Raw genomic sequence first — 21,978 nt, forward strand, 5'->3', positions numbered from 1 at the left:
AAAAACAACTTAAACGGAGGAATCATTTTTATGGATAGGTTAACAAAATTCTCATTAAAAAATCGAGCCGCTATCATCATCATGGTTTTTCTCATTTCTGTGCTCGGCATTTATTCCGGCTCCAAATTACCGATGGAGTTTCTACCCAGCGTTGATAATCCCGCAATAACTGTCACTACAATGTCTCAAGGGCTAGATGCTGAAACATTGACAAAAGAAGTAACCGAGCCGCTTGAAAAAAAGTTTCGAAATTTGGAACACGTCGATACAATAACTTCTTCTACTTATGAAGGCTTATCTCGTATCGATATTGCGTATACATCTAAAGCTAATATGAAAGATGCTACACGTGAGGTCGAAAAAATTACCAACAACGTAAATTTCCCAAAAGAAATTACAAAACCCGTCGTCAGTCAACTTAATACCTCTATGATTCCACTCGCACAGATTACCGTTCAAAAACAGAATGGTTTTACAAAAGCAGATGAAAAACAGATTGAAAAAGAAATCATCCCGCAACTTGAAAATATCGACGGCGTTGCTAACGTCATGTATTACGGTAAATCAACATCTGAGCTATCTATCATATTAGACCCAAATGAAATGAAAAATAAAAATGTGACACCACAGCAAGTATTAGCCGCTTTACAAGGAAAAGAAACTTCCACTCCAGTTGGTCAAGTTACTGTCAATAACGAAGACCACAGCCTACGCGTCATTGGAAATGTCAAAAATGTAGATGAAATAAAAAATATGTCACTTACCCCTCAAATCAAATTACAAGATATAGCTCAAGTAAAAATAAAACAACATTTTGATACCGTTTCACATGTGAATGGCGAAGAGGGAACTGGATTAGTTATTATGAAAGAACCTAGCAAAAATGCAGTTGCAATCGGAAAAGAAATTGATAAAAAAATAAAAACTATAAGCAAAGAATATAAAGATACTTATACAATTAAATTAATATCCTCTACTCACGAACAAGTCGAAAACGCTGTTACAAGTATGGGAAAAGAAGTAATCTTAGGAGCAATCGCTGCAACATTTATCATTTTAATCTTTTTACGTAGTATTCGAACAACACTGATCGCTGTCGTTAGTATTCCATTATCCATTTTACTAACACTATTTTTACTTGATCAATCTAATGTTACATTAAACATTTTAACTCTCGGGGGCTTAGCGGTAGCGGTTGGTCGACTTGTTGACGATAGTATTGTTGTCATTGAAAATATCTTCCGGCGCTTACAAAAAGACCATTTTTCAAAAGACATCATTCTAGACGCCACAAAAGAGGTAGCCGTTGCGATTACCTCTTCTACTTTAACAACAGTCGCTGTCTTTTTACCTATCGGTCTTGTATCAGGTACAATCGGTAAGCTAATGTTACCTATGGTATTAGCCGTTGTATACTCTATACTTTCTTCACTAGTGGTGGCCTTAACCGTTGTTCCACTTATGGCATTTTTATTACTGAGAAAAACAAGGCAGCGTACACCGAAACCTTCAAGAAAGTATACAGCTACTTTAAAGTGGGCCCTTTCACATAAGTTTATTATTTTATTTTCTTCTATCTTATTATTTGCCGGATCAATTGCTGCTTATATATTACTTCCAAAAGCAAATATAAAATCAGAAGACGATACGATGCTTTCAATTCAGATGACATTCCCAGCAAATTATGATTTTGAATCCAGAAAGCAGACAGCCTTTGATTTTGAAAAAAAATTACTTTCTAACGGCGATGTAAAAGATTTTATTTTACGAATGGGTTCCAGTGCTGAAGATGCACAGTTTGGATTTACAACTAAAAATAACCTTGCATCTATTGCTGTAGTCTTCAAAAAAGGAACAGATATCGATCAATATATCAAGAAACTAAAAAAAGAGCACGCAGACTTTAAACCAGCCGAATTCGATTATACAAAAGCAAGCTATTCTAGTTTTGGCGGTGGAAACAGCTTGCAATTTAACGTGACAGCAAACAATGAGACGAATTTAAAAAAAGCTGCTGATCTCGTTGAAACAAAACTAAAAAGTATAGACAGTCTTTCTAAAGTAAAAACAAATCTAGAAGAATCAAAAAAGGAATGGCAAATCGATATTGATCAAAAGAAAGCGGAACAAGTTGGATTAACTCCGGAAACAGCAGGCCAACAAGTTTCATTCCTTATGAAAAAATCACCAATCGGGCAACTGACAATTGATGATGAGAAAACAACTATTATGCTCGAACATAAACAAGAAAAGATAAGTAACAAAGAAGATATTCTTAACACAAATATCTTGTCACCTATAGCAGGATCAATTCCTTTAAAAGATATTGCAACCATTTCAGAAAAACGATTACAAACAGAGATTTTCCATAAAGACGGGAAAGAAACCATTCAAATAACTGCCCAAGCGACAAATGAAGATTTAAGTAAAGTAAACACTGAAGTGAACAAAGCTATTTCAGAATTAGACCTACCAAACGGCGCGAAAGTTAAAATTGCTGGTGCAACCGAATCAATGCAAGAAGACTTTACAAATTTATTCAAAATCATGGGTATCGCAATCGGGATTGTTTATTTAATTATGGTCATTACTTTCGGGCAAGCACGCGCCCCATTTGCGATTTTATTCTCTTTACCACTAGCTGCTGTTGGGGGGATTTTAGGATTAATCATTTCAGGAACACCAGTCGATTTAAACGCACTCATCGGCGCATTAATGTTAATTGGTATTGTTGTTACAAATGCCATCGTACTAATAGAACGTGTTCAACAAAATAGAGAGCATGGCATGACGACGCGGGAAGCTTTACTAGAAGCAGGTTCTACAAGGCTACGACCAATTATCATGACAGCTATTACAACAATAGTAGCGATGTTACCATTATTATTCAGTCAATCACAAGCAGGCAATATGGTATCTAAAAGTTTAGCGGTTGTCGTCATCGGTGGTTTAGCAGTTTCAACTGTACTCACACTAGTTGTCGTCCCGGTTATGTATGAGCTATTAGATAAATTCGGCAAAAAACGAAGCTCACGTAGAAAAGTAAGCTCGTCTATAGATACACCAAGAACTTAACAAGAAAAACGTTATCTTCAGTTTTGAAGATAACGTTTTTCTTTCTACTATTATTATACTATCACAGCATTTCAATTACTCATTCATGTATACCATTACTTTATCTATATAATCTTCCAAAGGTTTTCCAGAGTCCACAATAAGATATGTAAAATCAGACGGTCGTTTACTACCATCTAACCACTTTTTAAACGCTTCTTCAGATTCCACTTCCTCAATTTGACTTATCATTCGCTTCCGTTTCTTTAACCTATTATTAATTTCTTCTATATTATTAAGATAGCATTCAACGTATTTGTATTTCACATTATACTTTTTAGACAACTTCATTCCCTTTTCTAACATTTCTGTATAAAGACACGGGCTATCCAATATTACACTATGCCCCTGGGATAAATGAAAATCTATTAAGGCCCATTCGATTTCATACGAAATTCCACCAGCGTCCGTCGTTTCAATTTGACGAGTTTCTAACGACTCTAGTAAGGCCGTTTTTACAATATCATGATCAATCACAATTGCACCTGTGCTTTTTGCTATATGTCTAGAAAGCGTTGATTTTCCCGAACCTGGAAAACCTGACATTTGAAGAAAAAACATAAAAAAGCAAACCTCCCTTATATTTCATTTTCTATTCCACAATTTATTCATATATTTACATACACATCATTTTACCATAGGAACTATCCTTTTTAATCGAAGAACTCTCTCTACTACTTTCCTCCTACAAAACAAAAAAAGCTCTCTGCCTATTTAAGCAGAGAGTCCTTTATCAATATAGGGTACAAGCATTTAAGCTGCTTTTGCTTTTGTTGTTTTACGAGATTTTTTCGCTCCCGTAAAACGTTTATGAAGTACAGCTGCCGTAAAACGAGCAATAACATTAAACAGTAATACCATAATAATTAATACTGCCGCTGATTTTGTTGCAATTAACTTCGCATCTGGAATAATCCCTTCAGAGTTCAATTTCCAAATATGAACTGCTAATGTTTCAGCTGGTCGAAATGGATTCAACGGATGTGCAGGGCTTGAAAAATCAGCTGCAGAATTTAAAATCGGTGATGTTAATCCCGCTGTATAAATTAACGCCGCCGCCTCACCAAATATACGACCCGCAGCTAAAATAATCCCCGTAATAATTTGCGGCAATGACGTCGGAATAATAATTCGCACAATCGTTTGCCACTTTGTTGCACCAAGTCCAAGACTCGCTTCTTTTACATTAGACGGAACTTCTGTAATTGCACTTTCACAAACACGCGTTAGACCCGGTAAATTTAAAATCGTTAAAGCGAGCGCACCACCCATTACCGTATAGCCCCAGCCTGTCATTGTAACAAATACTAATAAACCAAATAAACCAACAACGATAGAAGGCAATGATGCCATCGTTTCAATACATAAACGAACAAACCCTAAAAACCGTCCTTGTTTCGCATATTCCGCAAGATAAATCCCTGCTCCTAATCCAAGCGGAATTGAAATGACTAAGGTAATAACAAGCATATAAAAAGAGTTGAATAATTGCGGACCAATTCCACCTCCAGCTCTTGTATTGCTTGGTTCTCCGAATAAAAAACTTGGATCCCAAAATCCCCAACCCTTTTGCAGAATTTCGTATACTAAGAAAACAAGTAAAGCTACTACAAATGCTGCAACTGCATATAAAATACCCGTCCAAATATTATTTACTTTTCGTGCATTCATCGTTATCGTTCACCTCTTTGACCAATTGCTCGAATTACTAAAATAAATAGGAATGAAATAACAAGTAATATCATTGCCAATGTCCATAAAGCATTATTCCAGGCGGTTCCATTTAACGTATTCGTCATATCCATTGTTAGAATACCTGTCAATGTTGCCGTTGGACTATAGATCCCTTCAGGCAATTTAACAGTATTCCCTATTACCATTTGAACCGCTAACGCTTCGCCGAAAGCACGAGCTAGCCCTAGAACAATCCCTGTTAAAATACCTTTTTTTGCAGCTGGAACAATAACACGGCTAATCGCTTGCCATTTCGTCGAACCTAAACCATAAGAGGCCTCCAAGTAATCAAATGGAACCGAACGTATTGCATCGGAAGCAATACTAGCAATAGTAGGTAAAATCATAATACTGAGCACAATAATACCAGCAATTAAACTAAAACCAACACCACCGAATGAATCACGTAAAAGCGGAACTAAAATGGTAACCCCTAATAAACCATATACTACTGAAGGAATTCCAACTAATAATTCTAAAACAGGCTTTAATACTTTATTCCCAAACTTTGGTGAAATTAAGTTCATAAATATCGCAAGAGCAAGCGCGATTGGCGCACTAATAACGACCGCACCTAATGAAACAAGCATTGAACCAACAATAAAGATAACAGCACCAAACGATCCCTGATCAGCATTCGGATTCCATTTTGTTGACGTCAATACCTCAGAAAATGAAATGCCACTTTGCGTAAAAGATTGAATTCCTTTCCCGCAAATAAACGCAATAATTGCTAATGTAACAAGAACAATAAATATACCGCAAAACGTAACAAGCGTTCTTCCGATATATTCACTTTTTACATAATTAATTTGTTTTTTCCCCTTCATCACAGGACACAACCCCACTTCATAGATTGAAATGAACAAGGCTGGCCTCGCAGCCAGCCCTGTTAAATGTTTACTTATTCAGTTTAGACATTGGAATATAACCCATATCTTCAACTTGTTTTTCGAAGTCTTTACCTTTTACATAATCGATATAAGCTTTTGTAGCTTCTTTCGCTTCCCCTTTTGTTACCATGTACTCATAAGACCAGAATGGATATTTGCCCGCAGAAATATTTTCAACTTTTGGCTCTGCACCATCAATTTTTACAGTTTGTAATGCACCTTTTTTATCGCCTACCATATAAGACATTGCAAGATAACTAATAGAACCAGGAGTAGAGTTAATTGCTTGTTCTACCGCACCGTTAGAATCTTGTGTTGTACCTGTTCCATCGTTAATCTTCGCATCTTTCATAACTGTTTTTTCAAATGTAGCACGTGTACCAGAAGATGCTGGACGGTTTACCACATTAATTTTCTCATCTTTACCGCCTAGCTCTTTCCAGTTTGTAACTTTTCCAGAGAAGATATCTTGTACTTGTTTCACAGTTAAGTTATCAACCTTCACATCTTTATTTACAACAAGTGCAAATGCAATACCTGCCACTTTGTTATCTACTAATTCCTTCGCTTTTGCTGGATCTTTTATTTTATCTGCAGCTGGAACATCAGAGTTACCGATTTGAACCGCCCCAGAAGCTACTTGGTTAATCCCTGTTCCACTACCGCCACCTTGAACTTGAATAGAAACTTTCGAATTCTTTTCCATGAATTTTTTACCCGCTTCTTCAGCAAGCGGTTGAAGAGCTGTAGAACCAGCTGCCGCAATTGTACCCGACAATTCTTGTTTTGCATCGTTACTACCTTTAGCAGTTTCTTTGCTATCTGTGCTTTCTGATTTGCCGCATCCAACTAAAGCACCAGCAACCACTAATGCCGCTAACGAAAATTTAATACCTTTTTTCATAACCATGTCTTGTACCCCCATTTGGATTATCGCTTTTTCACATTCATCTACTTCTTTCGAATACAAATTCATTGTAGGACAATAATATTATGTTAGTGTTAAGCAATTTTTAATTTTAAGTAAAGAGAGGCAGCATACCGCAAAACCTATATATCTCACCTCTTTTTATTAAAAAAACCAAAAGAATCCACACCAAATAGCTCGTATTGTAAATTTACTTTTAATAATGTAAATTTATCGTAAATAAAATTCTGTTTTTCACTACTAATGTTAAAAATATATTTACAAATCCCTTCATTTTTTGGACTTTATAGATGTTACTCCACATGTATCCCACATAATTTCAATAATATTTTTCTGTACAACAAAATAAATTGGAACAATTCTAAAAATAATTGAATATTTTTAAAGTACCAATTGACAACATCATCCAATGTATTCTACTATATTAGTAGCAAAAAGTTTCCCTCGGCAAACTTTTTAAACCAAAACTAAAAATATAGAAGAGAGGTAACTTTTATGGTATCGGCTAATATCAAACCCCTTTCAAAATTCCAAACAGGGCAGTTTGTACAAATCGAGAAGATACAATTAGAAGGAACTATGAAACGTCGTTTATTAGATTTAGGCTTTATTCCCGGAGCTACTATTAAAGTATTGCAAAGAAGCCCGCTCGGAGATCCAATCGCTTATCAAGTGAGCAATACGACCATTGCACTGCGTAGTGAAGAAAGTTCCCTTATTTTCGGGAGATTAATAGGAGATGATTTAGTATGAAAAACCATCGCATTGCGCTAGCAGGAAACCCAAATACCGGAAAGAGCACATTGTTTAATACGTTAACAGGATTAAAACAACATACCGGAAACTGGACTGGCAAAACTGTATTAAAAGCAGAAGGTGAATATGAACATAACGGAAGTGTATATACCGTAATTGATTTACCTGGAACATACTCCCTATATTCAAACTCTGCCGATGAGGAAGTTGCACGGGATTATATTATTTTTGAAAAACCTGAGGTAACAGTAGTAGTTGTAGATGCAACTGCAATGGAAAGAAACTTAAATTTAGCATTACAAGTGACTGAAATGACTAACGACGTTATAGTGTGTATTAACTTAATCGATGAAGCAGAAAAAAAAGGAATCATCATTGATGAAAAGAAATTAGCAAAATCACTGGGTGTACCTGTAGTCAAAATTTCAGCTCGAAACCGCGTTGGAATCGGACATTTGCTAAATGTAATCGCTAAAGTGGCTAGCAGAAAATTAATTCCTACACCTGTTCAAATTACTTATAATGAACAAATTGAAAATATGATTCAGGAATTAGAACCTCAAATTTATAAAGTGTTCGGTGATACATACCCTGCACGCTGGGTTGCACTACGAATACTAGATGGAGATAAAAACTTTCTAGCTACACTTCAAAAACATCATAAAGAGCCGCTGATAAGGGAGGTCGTAATAAATGGAATCTCACTCAGCCAGTAAGACCCTTCCATTAGATTATATTGTTCAACATGCACAAACACTTACAAAAGATGATATACGAGATGATATTGTAGGTGATATTTACCGAACTTCCGCAAGTATATGTAAAGAAGCTGTTCAATACACGAATACTGATAAGTTATACCGTTCAGAAAGGCTAGATAAAATTTTCACTTCTCCTATATTTGGATTCCCAATTATGCTCGGAATTTTATCTATTATTTTTTATCTTACAATTGCAGGAGCTAACGTGCCATCTGATATGATTGCTGAATTTTTCGGGTGGGCAGAAGGTCATTTAACCGCTTGGTTTCAAGCGATGAATGCACCGACTTGGGTACATGGCATCTTAATTCTCGGCTTATTCCGTGGTACTGGAGCTGTAATTAGTGTTATGTTACCACCTATGGCTATTTTCTTCCCCATGTTTGCTTTATTGGAAAATTACGGATACTTACCACGTGTTGCTTTTAACATGGATCGTTTATTCAAACGTTCTGGCGCTCACGGAAAACAATCATTAACAATGGCAATGGGGTTTGGTTGTAACGCTGCTGCCATTATGTCAACACGTATTATCGAATCACCACGCGAGCGTATGTTAGCGATTTTAACAAATAACTTCGTTCCATGTAATGGACGTTGGCCTACATTAATATTAATGGCATCATTATTCATGGCCGCTGGATATACCGGCAGTATGCAAACACTTGTTACGGCAGGTGTTGTAATCGGAATGGTTATAATTGGGGTTATTGTAACATTAACTGTATCTTGGGTATTATCAAAAACCGCTTTAAAAGGCGTCCCAACTCACTATACGTTAGAGTTACCACCATACCGTAAGCCGAAAATTTGGAATACCATTGTACGTTCCACACTTGATAAGTCATTATATGTTTTAAAACGCGCAGTTATCGTAGCTGCACCTGCCGCTATGCTAACTTGGGTTTTAGCAAATATTTATGTTGGTGACACAAGCATACTTATGTATTTTGTGAATTTCTTAGATCCATTCGCTAAATTACTCGGTCTTGACGGATTTATTCTAGCTGCATTCATCCTTGGATTGCCAGCCAATGAAATTGTCATTCCGATTTTATTAATGTCTTATTTATCAACGGGTGCCTTAACTGAAATAGATGATTTAAATCAAATTAAAAACTTGTTCTTAGAACATGGCTGGACTTGGTTAACTGCGTTAAATACAATGTTGTTCTCTCTTCTTCATTTCCCATGCGGAACAACATTAGTTAACATATATAAAGAAACAAAAAGTCCAAAATGGACATTTCTATCGTTTGCAATCCCTACCGTTATCGCCATTGTTGTTACATTCTTCACAGCGCAATTGGTACATTGGTTAGGGCTTATATAAAGTGAAACTTCTATCAGTCGGGAGTTTTCTTCATCCCCACTGATAGTTAGCCCGCACCAATCGTTCTTTTACGGACAGTTATTCACCACCTATCTTCCTCGCTTTCATTTGAATTTTGCGGTGGGTAGATTACTTTCCGTTAATGCGGGATAAAGTGAGACCAGGCATCAATAGAGGGAATCTCATTAACGCTTCGTTGATTATCAAAGGAAATCTGAGATTTATTCAGATTTCCTTTTTTGCTTATTCTTTTGCCACGGCTGTGCACCATACTCCATAATTTTCTTATGAAGAAAGTATACTGTATATGGGAGAATTGCTATTAATATCGTACATATTATACTCAATTTGGTAAACAAGATAAAACACCTCTACTCCACTCGAGTTGGTAATGAAGAACCTGAATGCTCAATTGTCGGATGCACCCGAACTACGATGTCACAATTACTAAAATAATTTTTACCTTGATCCCAATTCTTTTTTATTTTGCTCCACTTTTTATAATCATGACGTTTATATTCTTCTCCCAATCCTAATACATCTACCTTATAATCTTTTTGTACAATTTTTATCGTTTTTTGAATACGTTTTTCTATCTCTTTTGCAATATACTGCTTTAGTTTCTTCTCTCCCATAATTTGGTCATGATCACTAAAATGCAGTTCCGCCAAAGTTCCTTCTAACGATAAATCAATAACAAACTTTGGCTTAGTAGCATTTGTAACGGACGTAGTAATTTTACGCCGCATTTTATGAATTTCATATGTAACAAATTGATTCCCTTTACGAATCGTAAAAAAACCTGCCATCTTCTCTCCAATAATATAATTTAATCCTAGTGTGTTTTCTCCACTCAACCTACCGACAAGCTTATTATCCTTCCCTCTAAATAAGGCTGCTCCATTCATTTGCACCCCTTGTTTTGTCAATCCTAAAACAGGCAATACAAAACTTCTTTTGGCTGTAATTTTCCCCTGGACATCACCAATCCGAGCCGCTTCTATCATCTGTGCATTTTTCGAAGCGTGGTCAACTAACATATCAATATACTTTGCAGGTAAATTCTCAGGTTTTGCACTTTGGTTTAATATATCCTCTGCTTTTTTTTCAGAAACAAAAATACGAATGTTCCGTCTCATTTCATGGTCACGAACATATACATCCAATGTATTTTCTAACACATACGGTTTTGCTAACAAATCGTTAGAAAAAATTAGCACTTGTATATGAGGGAAAAATAGTGCACGACTAATTTTTTTAGCAACGATACGAATTTGTTCAAAAACTCCATCTGCTACCGCACTAATGTTAATATAATTTTTACTCCCCGCATTCCCTTGTGCTCCTTGTGGTGTTAGCGTACGGGGCAAAACCATTTGGTATGTTCCCTTCATAACCGGATTGGACTTTTTTTCTTTTACAAGATCGTACGCTGCCCCTACAACAAAGCCTCTTTCTTCAATTTCTTGTTGTTCGGAGCAAGCACTGAGGTAACATAACAAACTAATCAGATATATGAATTTAAGAAGGCGTTTCATTTCTACCAGCCCTTCTTTTTATTTTATATACAATTAGAACTAGTAAGGGCACCAATAGGATACACCCCATATCTATCCAAGCTAAATATGTACCATAATTCGATAACTTTCTCACATCTCCTGGAACCATATTGATCCAAAAAATAATAGGCGCACTTATAAAAATAAAAATATGTTTATTCACTTTAGAAAACATTGCACAAAACAATAGAGAAGCAAGGTCATAATACATAGCTGTTGTGTTATAAACCGTAATAATCCAAGTCGTAAAGAAGATTGCGTCGAATCGTTCTAAAAATCCTCCTCCAATTTCAATTTCCTTTCCTAGTTCAATTGTAGGATACGTTAATCCCCTCGTTGTCATATACGTAAAAACACTAATACAAGTCACATAAATTAAAATATACGACATAACGGTTACCATTACGCCTTTCGCTACAGCCAAAGGAGCTTTTTTTATATCCCCCTTTAACATCATTGAATAAAAAAGAGCAACTTCAAATCCAATAAAAGTGAAAATAGAATCTTTAATTCCTCCTGCATATTTACTTACTTTCGTTTGAAATACCGGTAATAAGCTATTTACCTCCATTAAATTTATATTTAATAAAGACAAGAGCACTATAGCTAGTAGAACAATCGGCAAAAATAATACATTCAGTCTTAATAATGCAGCTCTTGATCCACTCACTCCGTAAATCACAACAAGTAAAAAGAAAAAAGAAAGCCATTGTATAGACGTATCACTAAATAAATAAGTTTGTGAAATAATAGAAATCGTTCTGATCTCATACGCTGTCAACGCAACAAATGTCAAAATCAAAATAACACTAAATACATAAGTAACTGGTTTTGTTAAATGAGCACTTGTATATTCAACAAAATTTTTTTTTGGAAATAAAATCGCAACTTTTGTTACAAACCAAGCAAAAAATGCACATATAATTCCACCCGCTAATAAAATGATCCAACCATCAGAAAACAAAGTTTGTGTAGCAATGACCCTTGGCATTGACAACGCACCGGTACCAATAATGGTTGAAGATACTGCAAAAGCGAGTTCACGCGTTCCAATTTCTTCATCCCCGTACTCAAACGGTCTCAATTTACTCTCGCTCCTTTGGACGTAATGTATCATCCTTCGTTTGCAAATATTCTGGTCGTTCCTTAAGCATTGATTTTGGTAAGCGAATAATTTCTTCTTTCCAATCTTTATAGAATGCTGGCGCAATAGGCGTAGTATAAGGTACCCCCACACTCTTTAAATTTGTAAGGTGAATTCCTAGGGCAATTAAAGCCAAAATAATACCGTATAATCCGAATACTGTAGCAGCTAAAACGAATACAAATAATAAAATTCGAAATGTAATTGTGATGCTATATACCGGAAGAGAAAAAGTAGCAATGGCAGTTACAGCAATGATAATTACTAAAAAAGGATTTACAATCCCTGCACTTACTGCCGCTTCTCCAATTACAAGCCCACCAACAATTCCGATTGTTTGCCCCATCGGTTTTGGTAGCCTGATACCGGCCTCTCTTATCAGTTCCATCGTGAGCGCCATCATAAACGTTTCAATATAAGCTGGAAATGGCACCCCTTCTCTCGCTCCAGCAATAGAATAAGCCAATTTTGATGGAATCAGCCCTTGATGATAAGAGACAAGAGCTACATACATAGCTGGCAATAAAACTGCAATAATACCAGCCCCCATTCGTAAAAACCTTAGTAACGTTCCAATTATCCAACGTTCATAATGGTCTTCTACAGATTGAAATATATCAACAAATACCATTGGAGCAATCAGAGCAAATGGAGAGCCATCTACCAAAATGGCAGCTTTTCCTTTCCCCAACGAAGCGACTACATTATCAGGTCTTTCTGTATCCAAAAACTGAGGGAAAGGCGATAAATTATTATCTTGAAGTAGCTGTTCAATTGTTCCTGTTTCAAAAATAATATCTGTTGCTATCGATTGGAGTCTCCGATCTAACTCTTCTATAATATAAGAATTAATAATATCTTCTATATATACTAAGGTTACTTCTTTTTGCGAACGCTTCCCCATGATATAAGATTGAAACCTAAGCTGCGGATCACGTAAGCCACGACGAATTAACATTTTATTTACGTTGATATCCTCATTAAAACCAATTCTCGGCCCACGAATTAGAGCCTCTGTCACTGGAGATTCTAAACTTCTTTTTTCCCACGCTCGACTGTTTATAACTACCGCAGAAGGAATGTCATCAATTAGTAAAATTGTATCTCCAGCTAAAAGGGCATTAATAATATCCGGAAACGTTTTTGCAATATTCACCTCTGCAATAGAAAGGAAACGATCCAGTAGAGTTTGAATGATTGCAGCTTGTTTCGGTAATTCTTCATATTGAAGTGGCCTGATAATAAACTTATAAATATTATCTTTATCTGTTAATCCACATAAAAACACAACCGCACAACGTGTAGAACAACCGGCAAGTGTAAATTCTCTAACCGTTAGATCATTAGGTGAATCTAACTTTTCTCGAATTTCCTTTGTAATTTTAGATAAGTTAGCATCTAACTTGAACAAACTTCCCACCTAACTTTCTTTTCAACAAGTTGTAGTTAGATTTCGCCAATAGAAACAAATATATACAAAAAGAGCTATCTCTTTTATAAGATAGCTCTTACATATGAATTATTTATCCCGCATTAACGGACAGTAACACTCCCACCTCAAAATTCAGTGAAAGCAAAGCAGTTAGGTGGGAGATGAACTGTCCGTAAAAGCCCGATTGGTGAGGGCTAATAATCAGTGGGGGATGGAGAAAACCCCCACTGATTAAAGTTTCACTTTATCTACTATCTCCTTTGCTCATAAAATTCAAAACAGATGAAACAAAAACTTCTACCCCAATCGGCAAAGCATCTTCATCAATTGTAAAACGAGGATGATGATGTGGATACAGAATCCCCTTCTCTTTATTCCCAGCACCAATAAAGAAAAATGTACCCGGCGCTTCTTGTAAAAAAGCTGAAAAATCCTCTCCGGCCATCGTCGCCTGTAACCTTACTACTCGTTCCCTTCCGTAAAGCTCTAATGCCGTATGTTCAACAAGTTGCGTAACCTGTTCATCATTTACAACCGGACGATAGCCGTACTCATATGAAAATGTATAATTCGCGCCATAAGATTCCGTAATATGTTTAACAAGCTTTTCAATTCGCTGCGCAGTTTGTTCTCGTAATTCATGCTTTAAACTTCTTATAGTTCCTTCAATCTTTGCTTGTTCTGGAATTACATTATGTGTTGTTCCGGCATGAAATTGCGTTACAGATAAAACGAGGGAATCTAACGGATTCGTAAGACGGGATACGATTTGTTGAAGCTGCGTGACTACTTGCGTACCAATGGCAATGCTATCCACTGTCTCATGAGGAATACCAGCATGCCCACCTTTTCCTTCTATTGTAATTTTAAATACATCAGGTGCTGCCATCGCTGGACCATAAATTACACCAACTTTACCCACTTCTAAAGAAGCCCAAAGATGTGCTCCAATAATATAATCAACATTTTCCATCACTCCTGCTGCAACCATTTCTTGTGCACCACCTGGAAAATTTTCTTCAGCATGTTGAAATAGAAAACGAATTTCCCCTTTAATTTTTTCCCTTTGCTCTACGAGCGCATATACAGCACCAAGAAGCATCGCAATATGTCCATCATGCCCACAAGCATGCATCACTCCTGGATAGTTAGAAACAAATTCAAATTGATTTTCTTCTTGAATTGGAAGGGCATCCATATCAGCGCGAATTGCAATTACTTTTCCAGGTTGTTCACCAATTAATCTTGCCATAATGCTGTACTTTGTCGGCCTTGAAATTTCTAGATGAGGAATTGTTTGAAGTATGTCGTATATATACTGAGATGTTTTTTCTTCTTGAAAAGATAACTCTGGATATCTGTGAAAATGCCTTCTCCATTTTATTAATCGTTCTTTAGAAAGAACAATTTCTTCAATTTCACCCATCTATCCTCTTCCTTTCTTCACTAAGTTAAACGTTATTATAGCTCGAAGTAAAAACAAAATAAATAATATTCTGAATATTTAACTTACAATAAAAGCTACCTGACATTAGATAGCTTTTATTTTTATAAAATAGTAATTGCTTGTTTTCCCATTTGTTCCCACGCTTTTTCAAATTCAGAACGTGATACTTTTTTATTCGGATTGTTAGCTAACGGATCATTCATATATACAAAGTTTTGATCGTATCCAACAACTACTGCACTATGCTCATAATATGTAATTTTCACATCACCGTTATTTGTATTCCAGGTTTCAAAACTATCCTCAGCTAGCGGCTGAAACGTTGTATTTGCAATTACCCATACTGGTGAGCCTGAACTAATGACTTTATATATATCTTCAATCTCTCTTCCAGTTAAATCAATCGTTTTTTCAGGTACATATTTTTCTGCAAGTTTAAAAATCGGCCCATGATAAACACCGTAACCTGGTTCAGATTTCGTGTAAATATTTCCAACAAATCCTTCATGAGGATTTCCTCGAAGATTATTTTCTTTAAATGAAACATGATTGATTTCACTTGCGAGTTGCATCTTATCCACTTGCACATTTTTATACTGCAATAACATCGCTAAACTCGTAACCTCACAACCTCGCTGTAATTCCGGAAGTTGTTTTATAAATGGAACATTTTCAATCATAGCTGTTTCTTTCATATCAAACAAAAAATTCACTCGTAACGCTTGTACTTTTTGAAGAATTTTATTTTTCCCTACAAAAATAGCACCAACAAGTATAACCCCTATAATACATATATATTTAAATTTCTTTAACATATGCAAAACTCCATTACATCATTATTTTCATCAAACACTATCCTTTTTATTGTACCTTTCTTCTACCTAGTTTGCTAGAAAGATTATATGAATTATTATTCAATTAAATTGTTTTAAAATTCTTATTCTTTGTAATAAAAAGAAAAATAAATATACATTTTCAGAATATTTTGCTAGAATTAAAAATGTTTAATGTGGTTAAAGAAAAATGTATTTCTTTCAATCACAAAACGAAAATCAAGGAACACTAATCATTTCGTTGTTGTTTTTTATTACTACTCAAGCACCCAGAAAATATACGTAATCCATTCGTATAGGAACATAAAGAAAAACTACAATCAGTATGTTTTTTATCCCCCACTGATGATTAGCGAAACGAAGCAAGCTCAATATTCATTGAGTAAAACAAACAAGAGAAAAGTACGGGGTGAAGGGAATATGGATCAAACAACTACAGAACAAACTAGTTTAAAACGTACAATGAAAAGCAGACACCTTTTTATGATTGCGCTCGGAGGTGTCATCGGTACGGGATTATTCATGGGATCAGGACAAATCGTCCATAATGCCGGACCTGGTGGGGCAATCCTTGCATTTTTAGTTGGTGGTTTCGTCATGTATTTAACAATGCTCTGTCTTGGCGAATTATCCGTTGCCATGCCAGAAGCAGGTTCATTCCAAAGTTATGCAAGCAAATTTATTTCACCTGGTTTTGGATTTGTCGTTGGCTGGATGTATTGGTTAAATTGGGCTGTTACAGTTGGGGTAGAGCTAACGACTGTTAGCATTTTAATGAAGCGTTGGTTTCCAGACGTATCTTCATGGATTTGGTGTGTTACATTTGCAGTAATTCTTTTCCTTGTAAACGCTTTATCAACAAAAGCATTTGCAGAGACGGAGTTTTGGTTTTCCAGTGTAAAAGTCTCAACAATTGTTGTCTTCATTATACTTGGAGGCGCTGTTATGTTTGGGTTCTTAGATTTCAATGGGCAACCCGCACCAATGCTTCATAACTTCACCGAAAATGGTGGATTATTTCCAAATGGTGCCTTAGCCGTTCTTCTTACAATGATTACTGTAAATTATTCCTTCCAAGGAACCGAACTAATTGGAATTGCTTCAGGTGAAAGTGAAAACCCTGAAAAAACAATTCCAAAAGCAATTAAAAATACAATTTGGCGTACTTTATTCTTTTTCGTACTAGCAATTGCTGTTGTTGTTGGTTTACTTCCATGGCAGGAGGCTAATCTTGTAGAAAGTCCATTTGTACTTGTTTTTGATACAGTTGGTATTCCATATGCGGCTGACATTATGAACTTTGTCATTATTACTGCTGTACTATCAGTAGCAAATTCAGGATTATACGCGAATTCACGTATGCTTTGGGCTATGTCAAAACAAGGTATGGCAAGTCCTGCATTTGCGAAATTAACAAAAAAGGGAATACCTCTGAATGCTTTGATTTTCAGCTTAGTCTTTGCAAGTCTCTCGCTTTTAACAAGCGTATTTGCAGCAGATACAGTCTTTTTAGTACTAACATCAATTGCCGCGATGGCAGCAGTTGTCGTCTGGATGTCAATTGCTGCTTCACAATTCTTCTTTCGAAGAGATTTTATAAAGAATGGCGGAAATATAAACGATTTAAAATATCGTACACCGCTTTATCCAATCGTTCCAATTGTTGCTTTTTCTTTAAATTTCATTACATTCGTTAGTTTAGCTTTTATACCGGATCAACGCATCGCACTTTATTGCGGAATTCCATTTATGATCATTTGCTACATCTTGTATCAAATTAAATATAAAAAAGTTGTCACATTTGAACAGCAACGAAATATTACACAAGAAATAAACTAAATATATAAAATATTCAACTATCTTATCCTATGATAAGATAGTTTTTTTCTATTTCTTGGATATGTTGGTATAACTTTATTTATCTTAAAATTTTTACAATCATGTTTTCATCAAAAAAATAGTTTACAATGTTATCAAGTTACAAATGATATTCACCGTAAAAAGTGTGCATTTGTGTCTATTTTTTAACAATATGACAAAAACTATTGCCTTCTATAAATTAATAGGTTTATATTGTTTTATTGGCATAGTTTCAATCCAAGGAGAAAGGAGATTTTCAATCGTGCAACTGAAAAAAAAATTTTGGAAGTTGGCTTCGCTTCTTCCACTATCACTACTCTTGTTCCTCGGTGGCTGTGATAAAAAACTTGCAGTATTAAATCCGCAGGGGCCTGTTGCAAAAGCACAGTATGATTTGATCATTTGGTCATTCATACTCATGTCGTTGATTATTGCAATTGTATTTATCTTGTTTACAGTCATCTTGATTCGTTACCGTGAAAAACCGGAAAATATGGACTATGAGCCACCTGATATACACGGTAATACTCTTTTAGAGGTTATCTGGACTATTTTCCCTGTTATCATCGTGATTGCATTGTCAATCCCAACAGTAAAAGCAACATTTGCATCGGAAAAGCCGCCAGAGCAAACAAAAGATATGAAACCAGTTGAAATTTACGTTACATCTGCCAACTGGAAATGGTTATTCAGTTATCCAGAGGAAAATATTGAAACCGTTAACTATTTAAATGTACCAGCAGGTGTACCAATTCAATTTAAGCTAACTTCTGTTGGTCCAATGAATGCCTTCTGGATTCCAGAGCTTGGTGGTATGAAATACACAATGGATGGCATGATCATGGACTTATATCTACAGGCTGATAAGCCAGGTTCTTACATTGGCCGTAGCGCAAACTTCTCTGGTGAAGGATTCACTGACATGGAGTTTGAGCTTGAAGCAAAAACAAAAGAAAAGTATGACAAGTGGGTAAAAGAAGTTAAAGAAACTGCTAAACCACTTACAGAAGAAAAATACAATGAAATCATTAAACCTGGTGTAGTAGGGCGTATGACATTCTCTAGTACACATTTAAAATACGTAGATCCAAAATCACTTGAATATTGTGATTACAACTACTACAAAAACAAAAAGTAATAACGAATATTCCGACAGATTGGAGTGAATATAGTGAAGCTTGATGAATTTTTTGTCACAGGCGATCCGATTATCTATGGAGCGGACGTATCTATTGTTCTTGTGACGTTAGCGATCCTTTTTGTGCTAACAAAGTACAAAAAATGGAGATGGCTTTGGGATGAGTGGTTAACTTCTGTTGACCATAAGAAAATTGGGGTTATGTATATCATTTCAGCAATTGTAATGATGTTCCGCGGCGGTATGGACGGATTAATGATTCGTGCCCAGTTAACGTTCCCTGACACAACATATTTAAACGCTGAACACTATAATGGTATATTTACAACACACGGTACGGTTATGATCCTCTTCATGGCAATGCCGTTTGTTATGGGACTTATGAACGTTGTTGTTCCTCTTCAAATTGGAGCACGTGACGTTGCATTTCCTTTCTTAAATGCATTAAGTTTTTGGTTATTCTTCGTAGGTGCTATGTTATTTAACATCGCCTTCGTTATCGGTGGTTCTCCAGATGCTGGGTGGACATCATACTTCCCAATGGCTGGTACAGAATTCTCACCTGGAGTAGGAAATAACTTCTATGCAATTGCATTGCAGATTTCAGGTCTCGGGACGCTGATGACAGGGATTAACTTCATGGTAACAATCTTAAAAATGCGTGCACCAGGCATGAAGTTAATGCAAATGCCAATGTTTACTTGGTCTATTTTAATTACATGTGTAATCATTATCTTTGCTTTCCCAGTATTAACAGTTGCTCTTGCATTAATGACATTCGACCGTCTATTTGATGCTCACTTCTTTACAATGGCAAGCGGCGGTATGCCAATGCTTTGGGCGAACTTGTTCTGGGTATGGGGTCACCCTGAAGTATATATCGTTATTTTACCGGCATTCGGTATTTTCTCTGAAATCGTAAGTACATTCTCACGTAAACGCTTATTTGGATATACCGCAATGGTTTATTCAATGGTTGCAATCGCAGCTCTAAGTGGTCTTGTATGGCTGCATCACTTCTTTACAATGGGTGCAGGACCAGCAGTTAACTCATTCTTCTCGATTTCAACAATGGCGATTTCGATCCCAACCGGTGTTAAAATCTTTAACTGGTTGTTTACGCTTTATAAAGGTCGTATCCGTTTTACAGTTCCAATGCTTTGGTCATTGGCATTTATTCCAAACTTCGTAATTGGTGGAGTTACGGGTGTTATGCTTGCGATGGCAGCAGCTGACTATCAATACCATAACAGCTACTTCCTAATCGCTCACTTCCACTACGTATTAATCGCTGGTACAGTATTCGCGATGCTTGCTGGATTTACATTCTGGTATCCGAAGATGACTGGTCATATGCTAAATGAACGCCTTGGTAAATGGACATTCTGGATCTTTATGAGTGGATTTAACATTTGTTTCTTCCCAATGTACTTCTTAGGTTTAGATGGTATGACTCGTCGTATGTACACTTACTCTGCAGACCTTGGATGGGGTTGGTTAAACCAAATCGCATCTGTCGGTGCAGTAATGATGGCAATTGGCTTCGCCTTATTATGCTACAACGTAGTTTATAGCATTCGTCATGGTGAGCGCGATGTAACTGGAGATCCTTGGGATGCTCGTACACTTGAGTGGGCAACACAATCTCCAGTACAACATTACAACTTCGCAAAATTACCAGAAATTAAGTCTAGCGATGTATTCTGGGAAATGAAGAAGAACGGCGAATCTATTACACCAAAACCTGAAGAGTTGAAACCAATTCATATGCCAAGTACTACAGGCGTTCCAATCATTATGTCTTGTTTTATTGGTCTTGCAGGTTTTGCATTAGTATTTAGCTGGTTCTGGTTAGCAATTGTCGGTGGTATTGGTATGTTAGGTTGTATGATCTGGCGTTCGTTTGATTACAACGACGGATATTACGTTAGCGTAGATGAAATTAAAAAGACAGAACATGTTGCATGAGAGGTGAAACGAAATGGCGGCTTTAGATAAAAGCTTACCTCTAGAATATCAATCCGAACAAAGCAGATTGAATATTTTAGGGTTTTGGATTTTTCTTGGGGCTGAAATCGTGCTGTTCGCAACACTTTTCGCCTCTTATCTAGTACTTGCTGGTCGTACGGCTGATGGCCCTACACCAGCTCAGCTGTTTGAACTTAAAACCCTTTTAATTCAAACGCTCCTACTTTTAACAAGTAGTTTTACATGCGGTATCGCAATTCATGAAATGCGTAAGCACAACCAAAAAGCGATGTTAGGATGGTTCATCTTCACATTAATTTTAGGTGCAGGCTTCCTTTTCTTTGAAGTTGAAGAGTTTATGGCTTATGTTGCAGAAGGCGCAACAATCCAAACAAGCGGATTCTTATCTGGATTCTTCGTTCTTCTTGGAACGCATGGTGCCCACGTAACAGCTGGTATCATTTGGGCAACTTGTGTTGTTATCCAAATTTTAAAACGAGGTTTAACACCAGTTACAGCTCGTAAAGTATTTATTATCAGCTTATACTGGCATTTCCTTGATGTTGTTTGGATCTTCATTTACACACTAGTTTACTTGAATGGGATGGTGGCGTAATAATGGGACAAAACAATACACAAGCAAACGCACATAGCGGTTTTCCATGGTCACACGTTTTCGGATTTATTTTATCGCTTGCATTAACGTTCCTCGCTGTATATGTAACGTTATATACAAGCTTGCCACTTTCAACAATCTTAACAGCCATTCTTGTAATGGCAGTGGCACAAGCAGCATTGCAATTTGTTATGTTTATGCACATGACAGAAGGCGAAGGAGTAATACAAACAATCACAATCGTATTCCACTTTTTCATCGCTGCAGTAACGGTTGTTGGTACAGTTTGGATTTTCTTCTCTATGTAATGAACATGAAAAAGACTGCTGAGGTAATCTCAGCAGTCTTTTTTTATTTCCCTTCCCCTTTTCATCCACATTACGGAAATTAAAACATAATCATGAAACCTATACTTATTATGACAAATGTTAAGAAAACTCTTTCTTTATGGAATCGAGTTCA

General features: G+C 36.3%; 18 protein-coding genes. 9 read left to right on the forward strand and 9 right to left on the reverse strand.

Features of this window, described 5'->3' with window-relative positions:
• The first annotated feature begins 30 nt into the window (after positions 1–30).
• Complete coding sequence (locus tag MHH45_RS12765) at positions 31–3,075, forward strand: efflux RND transporter permease subunit (protein WP_088094578.1); 3,045 nt, start codon at positions 31–33, stop codon at positions 3,073–3,075.
• Between the two features lie 75 nt (positions 3,076–3,150).
• Here the strand turns inward: MHH45_RS12765 and MHH45_RS12770 are convergent, their stop codons facing one another.
• The 4 genes from MHH45_RS12770 to MHH45_RS12785 all read right to left on the reverse strand — a co-directional run bounded on the left by MHH45_RS12770 (position 3,151) and on the right by MHH45_RS12785 (position 6,651).
• Entirely contained in the window at positions 3,151–3,675 is a 525-nt protein-coding gene (locus tag MHH45_RS12770; protein ID WP_016131193.1) for an AAA family ATPase, read from the reverse strand.
• A 192-nt stretch (positions 3,676–3,867) separates the two neighbouring features.
• A complete protein-coding gene (pstA, locus tag MHH45_RS12775; protein ID WP_088094577.1) occupies positions 3,868–4,785 on the reverse strand; it encodes a phosphate ABC transporter permease PstA in 918 nt (305 codons plus the stop codon).
• A gap of 2 nt (positions 4,786–4,787) precedes the next feature.
• Positions 4,788–5,678 carry a phosphate ABC transporter permease subunit PstC gene (gene pstC, locus MHH45_RS12780; RefSeq protein ID WP_033671007.1) on the reverse strand — a complete coding sequence of 297 codons (891 nt, stop codon included), beginning with the start codon at positions 5,676–5,678 and terminating at the stop codon, positions 4,788–4,790.
• Positions 5,679–5,748: 70 nt separating this feature from the next.
• The gene (locus tag MHH45_RS12785) at positions 5,749–6,651 is read right to left on the reverse strand and encodes a phosphate ABC transporter substrate-binding protein PstS family protein (protein WP_016113162.1); all 903 of its coding nucleotides are present in this window, start codon (positions 6,649–6,651) and stop codon (positions 5,749–5,751) included.
• 513 nt (positions 6,652–7,164) lie between these two features.
• Here MHH45_RS12785 and MHH45_RS12790 point away from each other — a divergent pair.
• From MHH45_RS12790 to MHH45_RS12800, 3 genes are read left to right on the forward strand one after another with little or no spacing between them, the layout of a single operon-like run.
• On the forward strand, positions 7,165–7,422 hold the full coding sequence (locus MHH45_RS12790; protein ID WP_016113161.1) for a FeoA family protein: 258 nt from the start codon (positions 7,165–7,167) through the stop codon (positions 7,420–7,422).
• The gene (locus tag MHH45_RS12795; RefSeq protein WP_016113160.1) at positions 7,419–8,141 is read left to right on the forward strand and encodes a FeoB small GTPase domain-containing protein; all 723 of its coding nucleotides are present in this window, start codon (positions 7,419–7,421) and stop codon (positions 8,139–8,141) included. Before MHH45_RS12790 ends, MHH45_RS12795 begins: the two co-directional genes overlap by 4 nt.
• Positions 8,119–9,519 carry a nucleoside recognition domain-containing protein gene (locus MHH45_RS12800; RefSeq protein ID WP_016113159.1) on the forward strand — a complete coding sequence of 467 codons (1,401 nt, stop codon included), beginning with the start codon at positions 8,119–8,121 and terminating at the stop codon, positions 9,517–9,519. Before MHH45_RS12795 ends, MHH45_RS12800 begins: the two co-directional genes overlap by 23 nt.
• Before the next feature lie 371 nt (positions 9,520–9,890).
• Here MHH45_RS12800 and MHH45_RS12805 read toward each other — a convergent pair whose 3' ends face one another.
• From MHH45_RS12805 to MHH45_RS12825, 5 genes are all read right to left on the reverse strand, one after another.
• Positions 9,891–11,057 (reverse strand): Ger(x)C family spore germination protein, encoded by a 1,167-nt coding sequence (locus MHH45_RS12805; RefSeq protein WP_016113158.1) that lies wholly within the window; start codon positions 11,055–11,057, stop codon positions 9,891–9,893.
• On the reverse strand, positions 11,041–12,162 hold the full coding sequence (locus tag MHH45_RS12810; protein ID WP_088094576.1) for an endospore germination permease: 1,122 nt from the start codon (positions 12,160–12,162) through the stop codon (positions 11,041–11,043). The genes MHH45_RS12805 and MHH45_RS12810 overlap by 17 nt, the downstream gene beginning before the upstream one ends.
• Before the next feature lies 1 nt (position 12,163).
• On the reverse strand, positions 12,164–13,633 hold the full coding sequence (locus MHH45_RS12815; protein ID WP_283936167.1) for a spore germination protein: 1,470 nt from the start codon (positions 13,631–13,633) through the stop codon (positions 12,164–12,166).
• A gap of 265 nt (positions 13,634–13,898) precedes the next feature.
• A complete protein-coding gene (locus tag MHH45_RS12820; RefSeq protein ID WP_088094574.1) occupies positions 13,899–15,080 on the reverse strand; it encodes a M20 family metallopeptidase in 1,182 nt (393 codons plus the stop codon).
• Between the two features lie 122 nt (positions 15,081–15,202).
• Positions 15,203–15,916 carry a C39 family peptidase gene (locus MHH45_RS12825; protein ID WP_016113154.1) on the reverse strand — a complete coding sequence of 238 codons (714 nt, stop codon included), beginning with the start codon at positions 15,914–15,916 and terminating at the stop codon, positions 15,203–15,205.
• A gap of 438 nt (positions 15,917–16,354) precedes the next feature.
• Here MHH45_RS12825 and MHH45_RS12830 point away from each other — a divergent pair, with 438 nt between their 5' ends.
• The 5 genes from MHH45_RS12830 (at position 16,355) to qoxD (ending at position 21,824) form a co-directional block, all read left to right on the forward strand.
• Positions 16,355–17,773 carry an amino acid permease gene (locus MHH45_RS12830; protein ID WP_033671000.1) on the forward strand — a complete coding sequence of 473 codons (1,419 nt, stop codon included), beginning with the start codon at positions 16,355–16,357 and terminating at the stop codon, positions 17,771–17,773.
• A 283-nt stretch (positions 17,774–18,056) separates the two neighbouring features.
• A complete protein-coding gene (qoxA, locus tag MHH45_RS12835; RefSeq protein ID WP_016113152.1) occupies positions 18,057–18,932 on the forward strand; it encodes a cytochrome aa3 quinol oxidase subunit II in 876 nt (291 codons plus the stop codon).
• 33 nt (positions 18,933–18,965) lie between these two features.
• Positions 18,966–20,900: a cytochrome aa3 quinol oxidase subunit I gene (gene qoxB / locus MHH45_RS12840; RefSeq protein ID WP_016113151.1), complete on the forward strand. Its 1,935-nt coding sequence runs from the start codon at positions 18,966–18,968 to the stop codon at positions 20,898–20,900.
• Positions 20,901–20,913: 13 nt separating this feature from the next.
• Entirely contained in the window at positions 20,914–21,516 is a 603-nt protein-coding gene (gene qoxC, locus MHH45_RS12845) for a cytochrome aa3 quinol oxidase subunit III (RefSeq protein WP_003195274.1), read from the forward strand.
• A 2-nt stretch (positions 21,517–21,518) separates the two neighbouring features.
• Positions 21,519–21,824, forward strand: coding sequence for a cytochrome aa3 quinol oxidase subunit IV (qoxD, locus tag MHH45_RS12850; RefSeq protein ID WP_003195276.1), 306 nt, complete (start codon positions 21,519–21,521; stop codon positions 21,822–21,824).
• The last annotated feature ends 154 nt before the right edge of the window (positions 21,825–21,978 follow it).

Source organism: Bacillus sp. FSL K6-0042 (assembly GCF_038006685.1).
Lineage (GTDB): Bacteria > Bacillota > Bacilli > Bacillales > Bacillaceae_G > Bacillus_A > Bacillus_A pseudomycoides.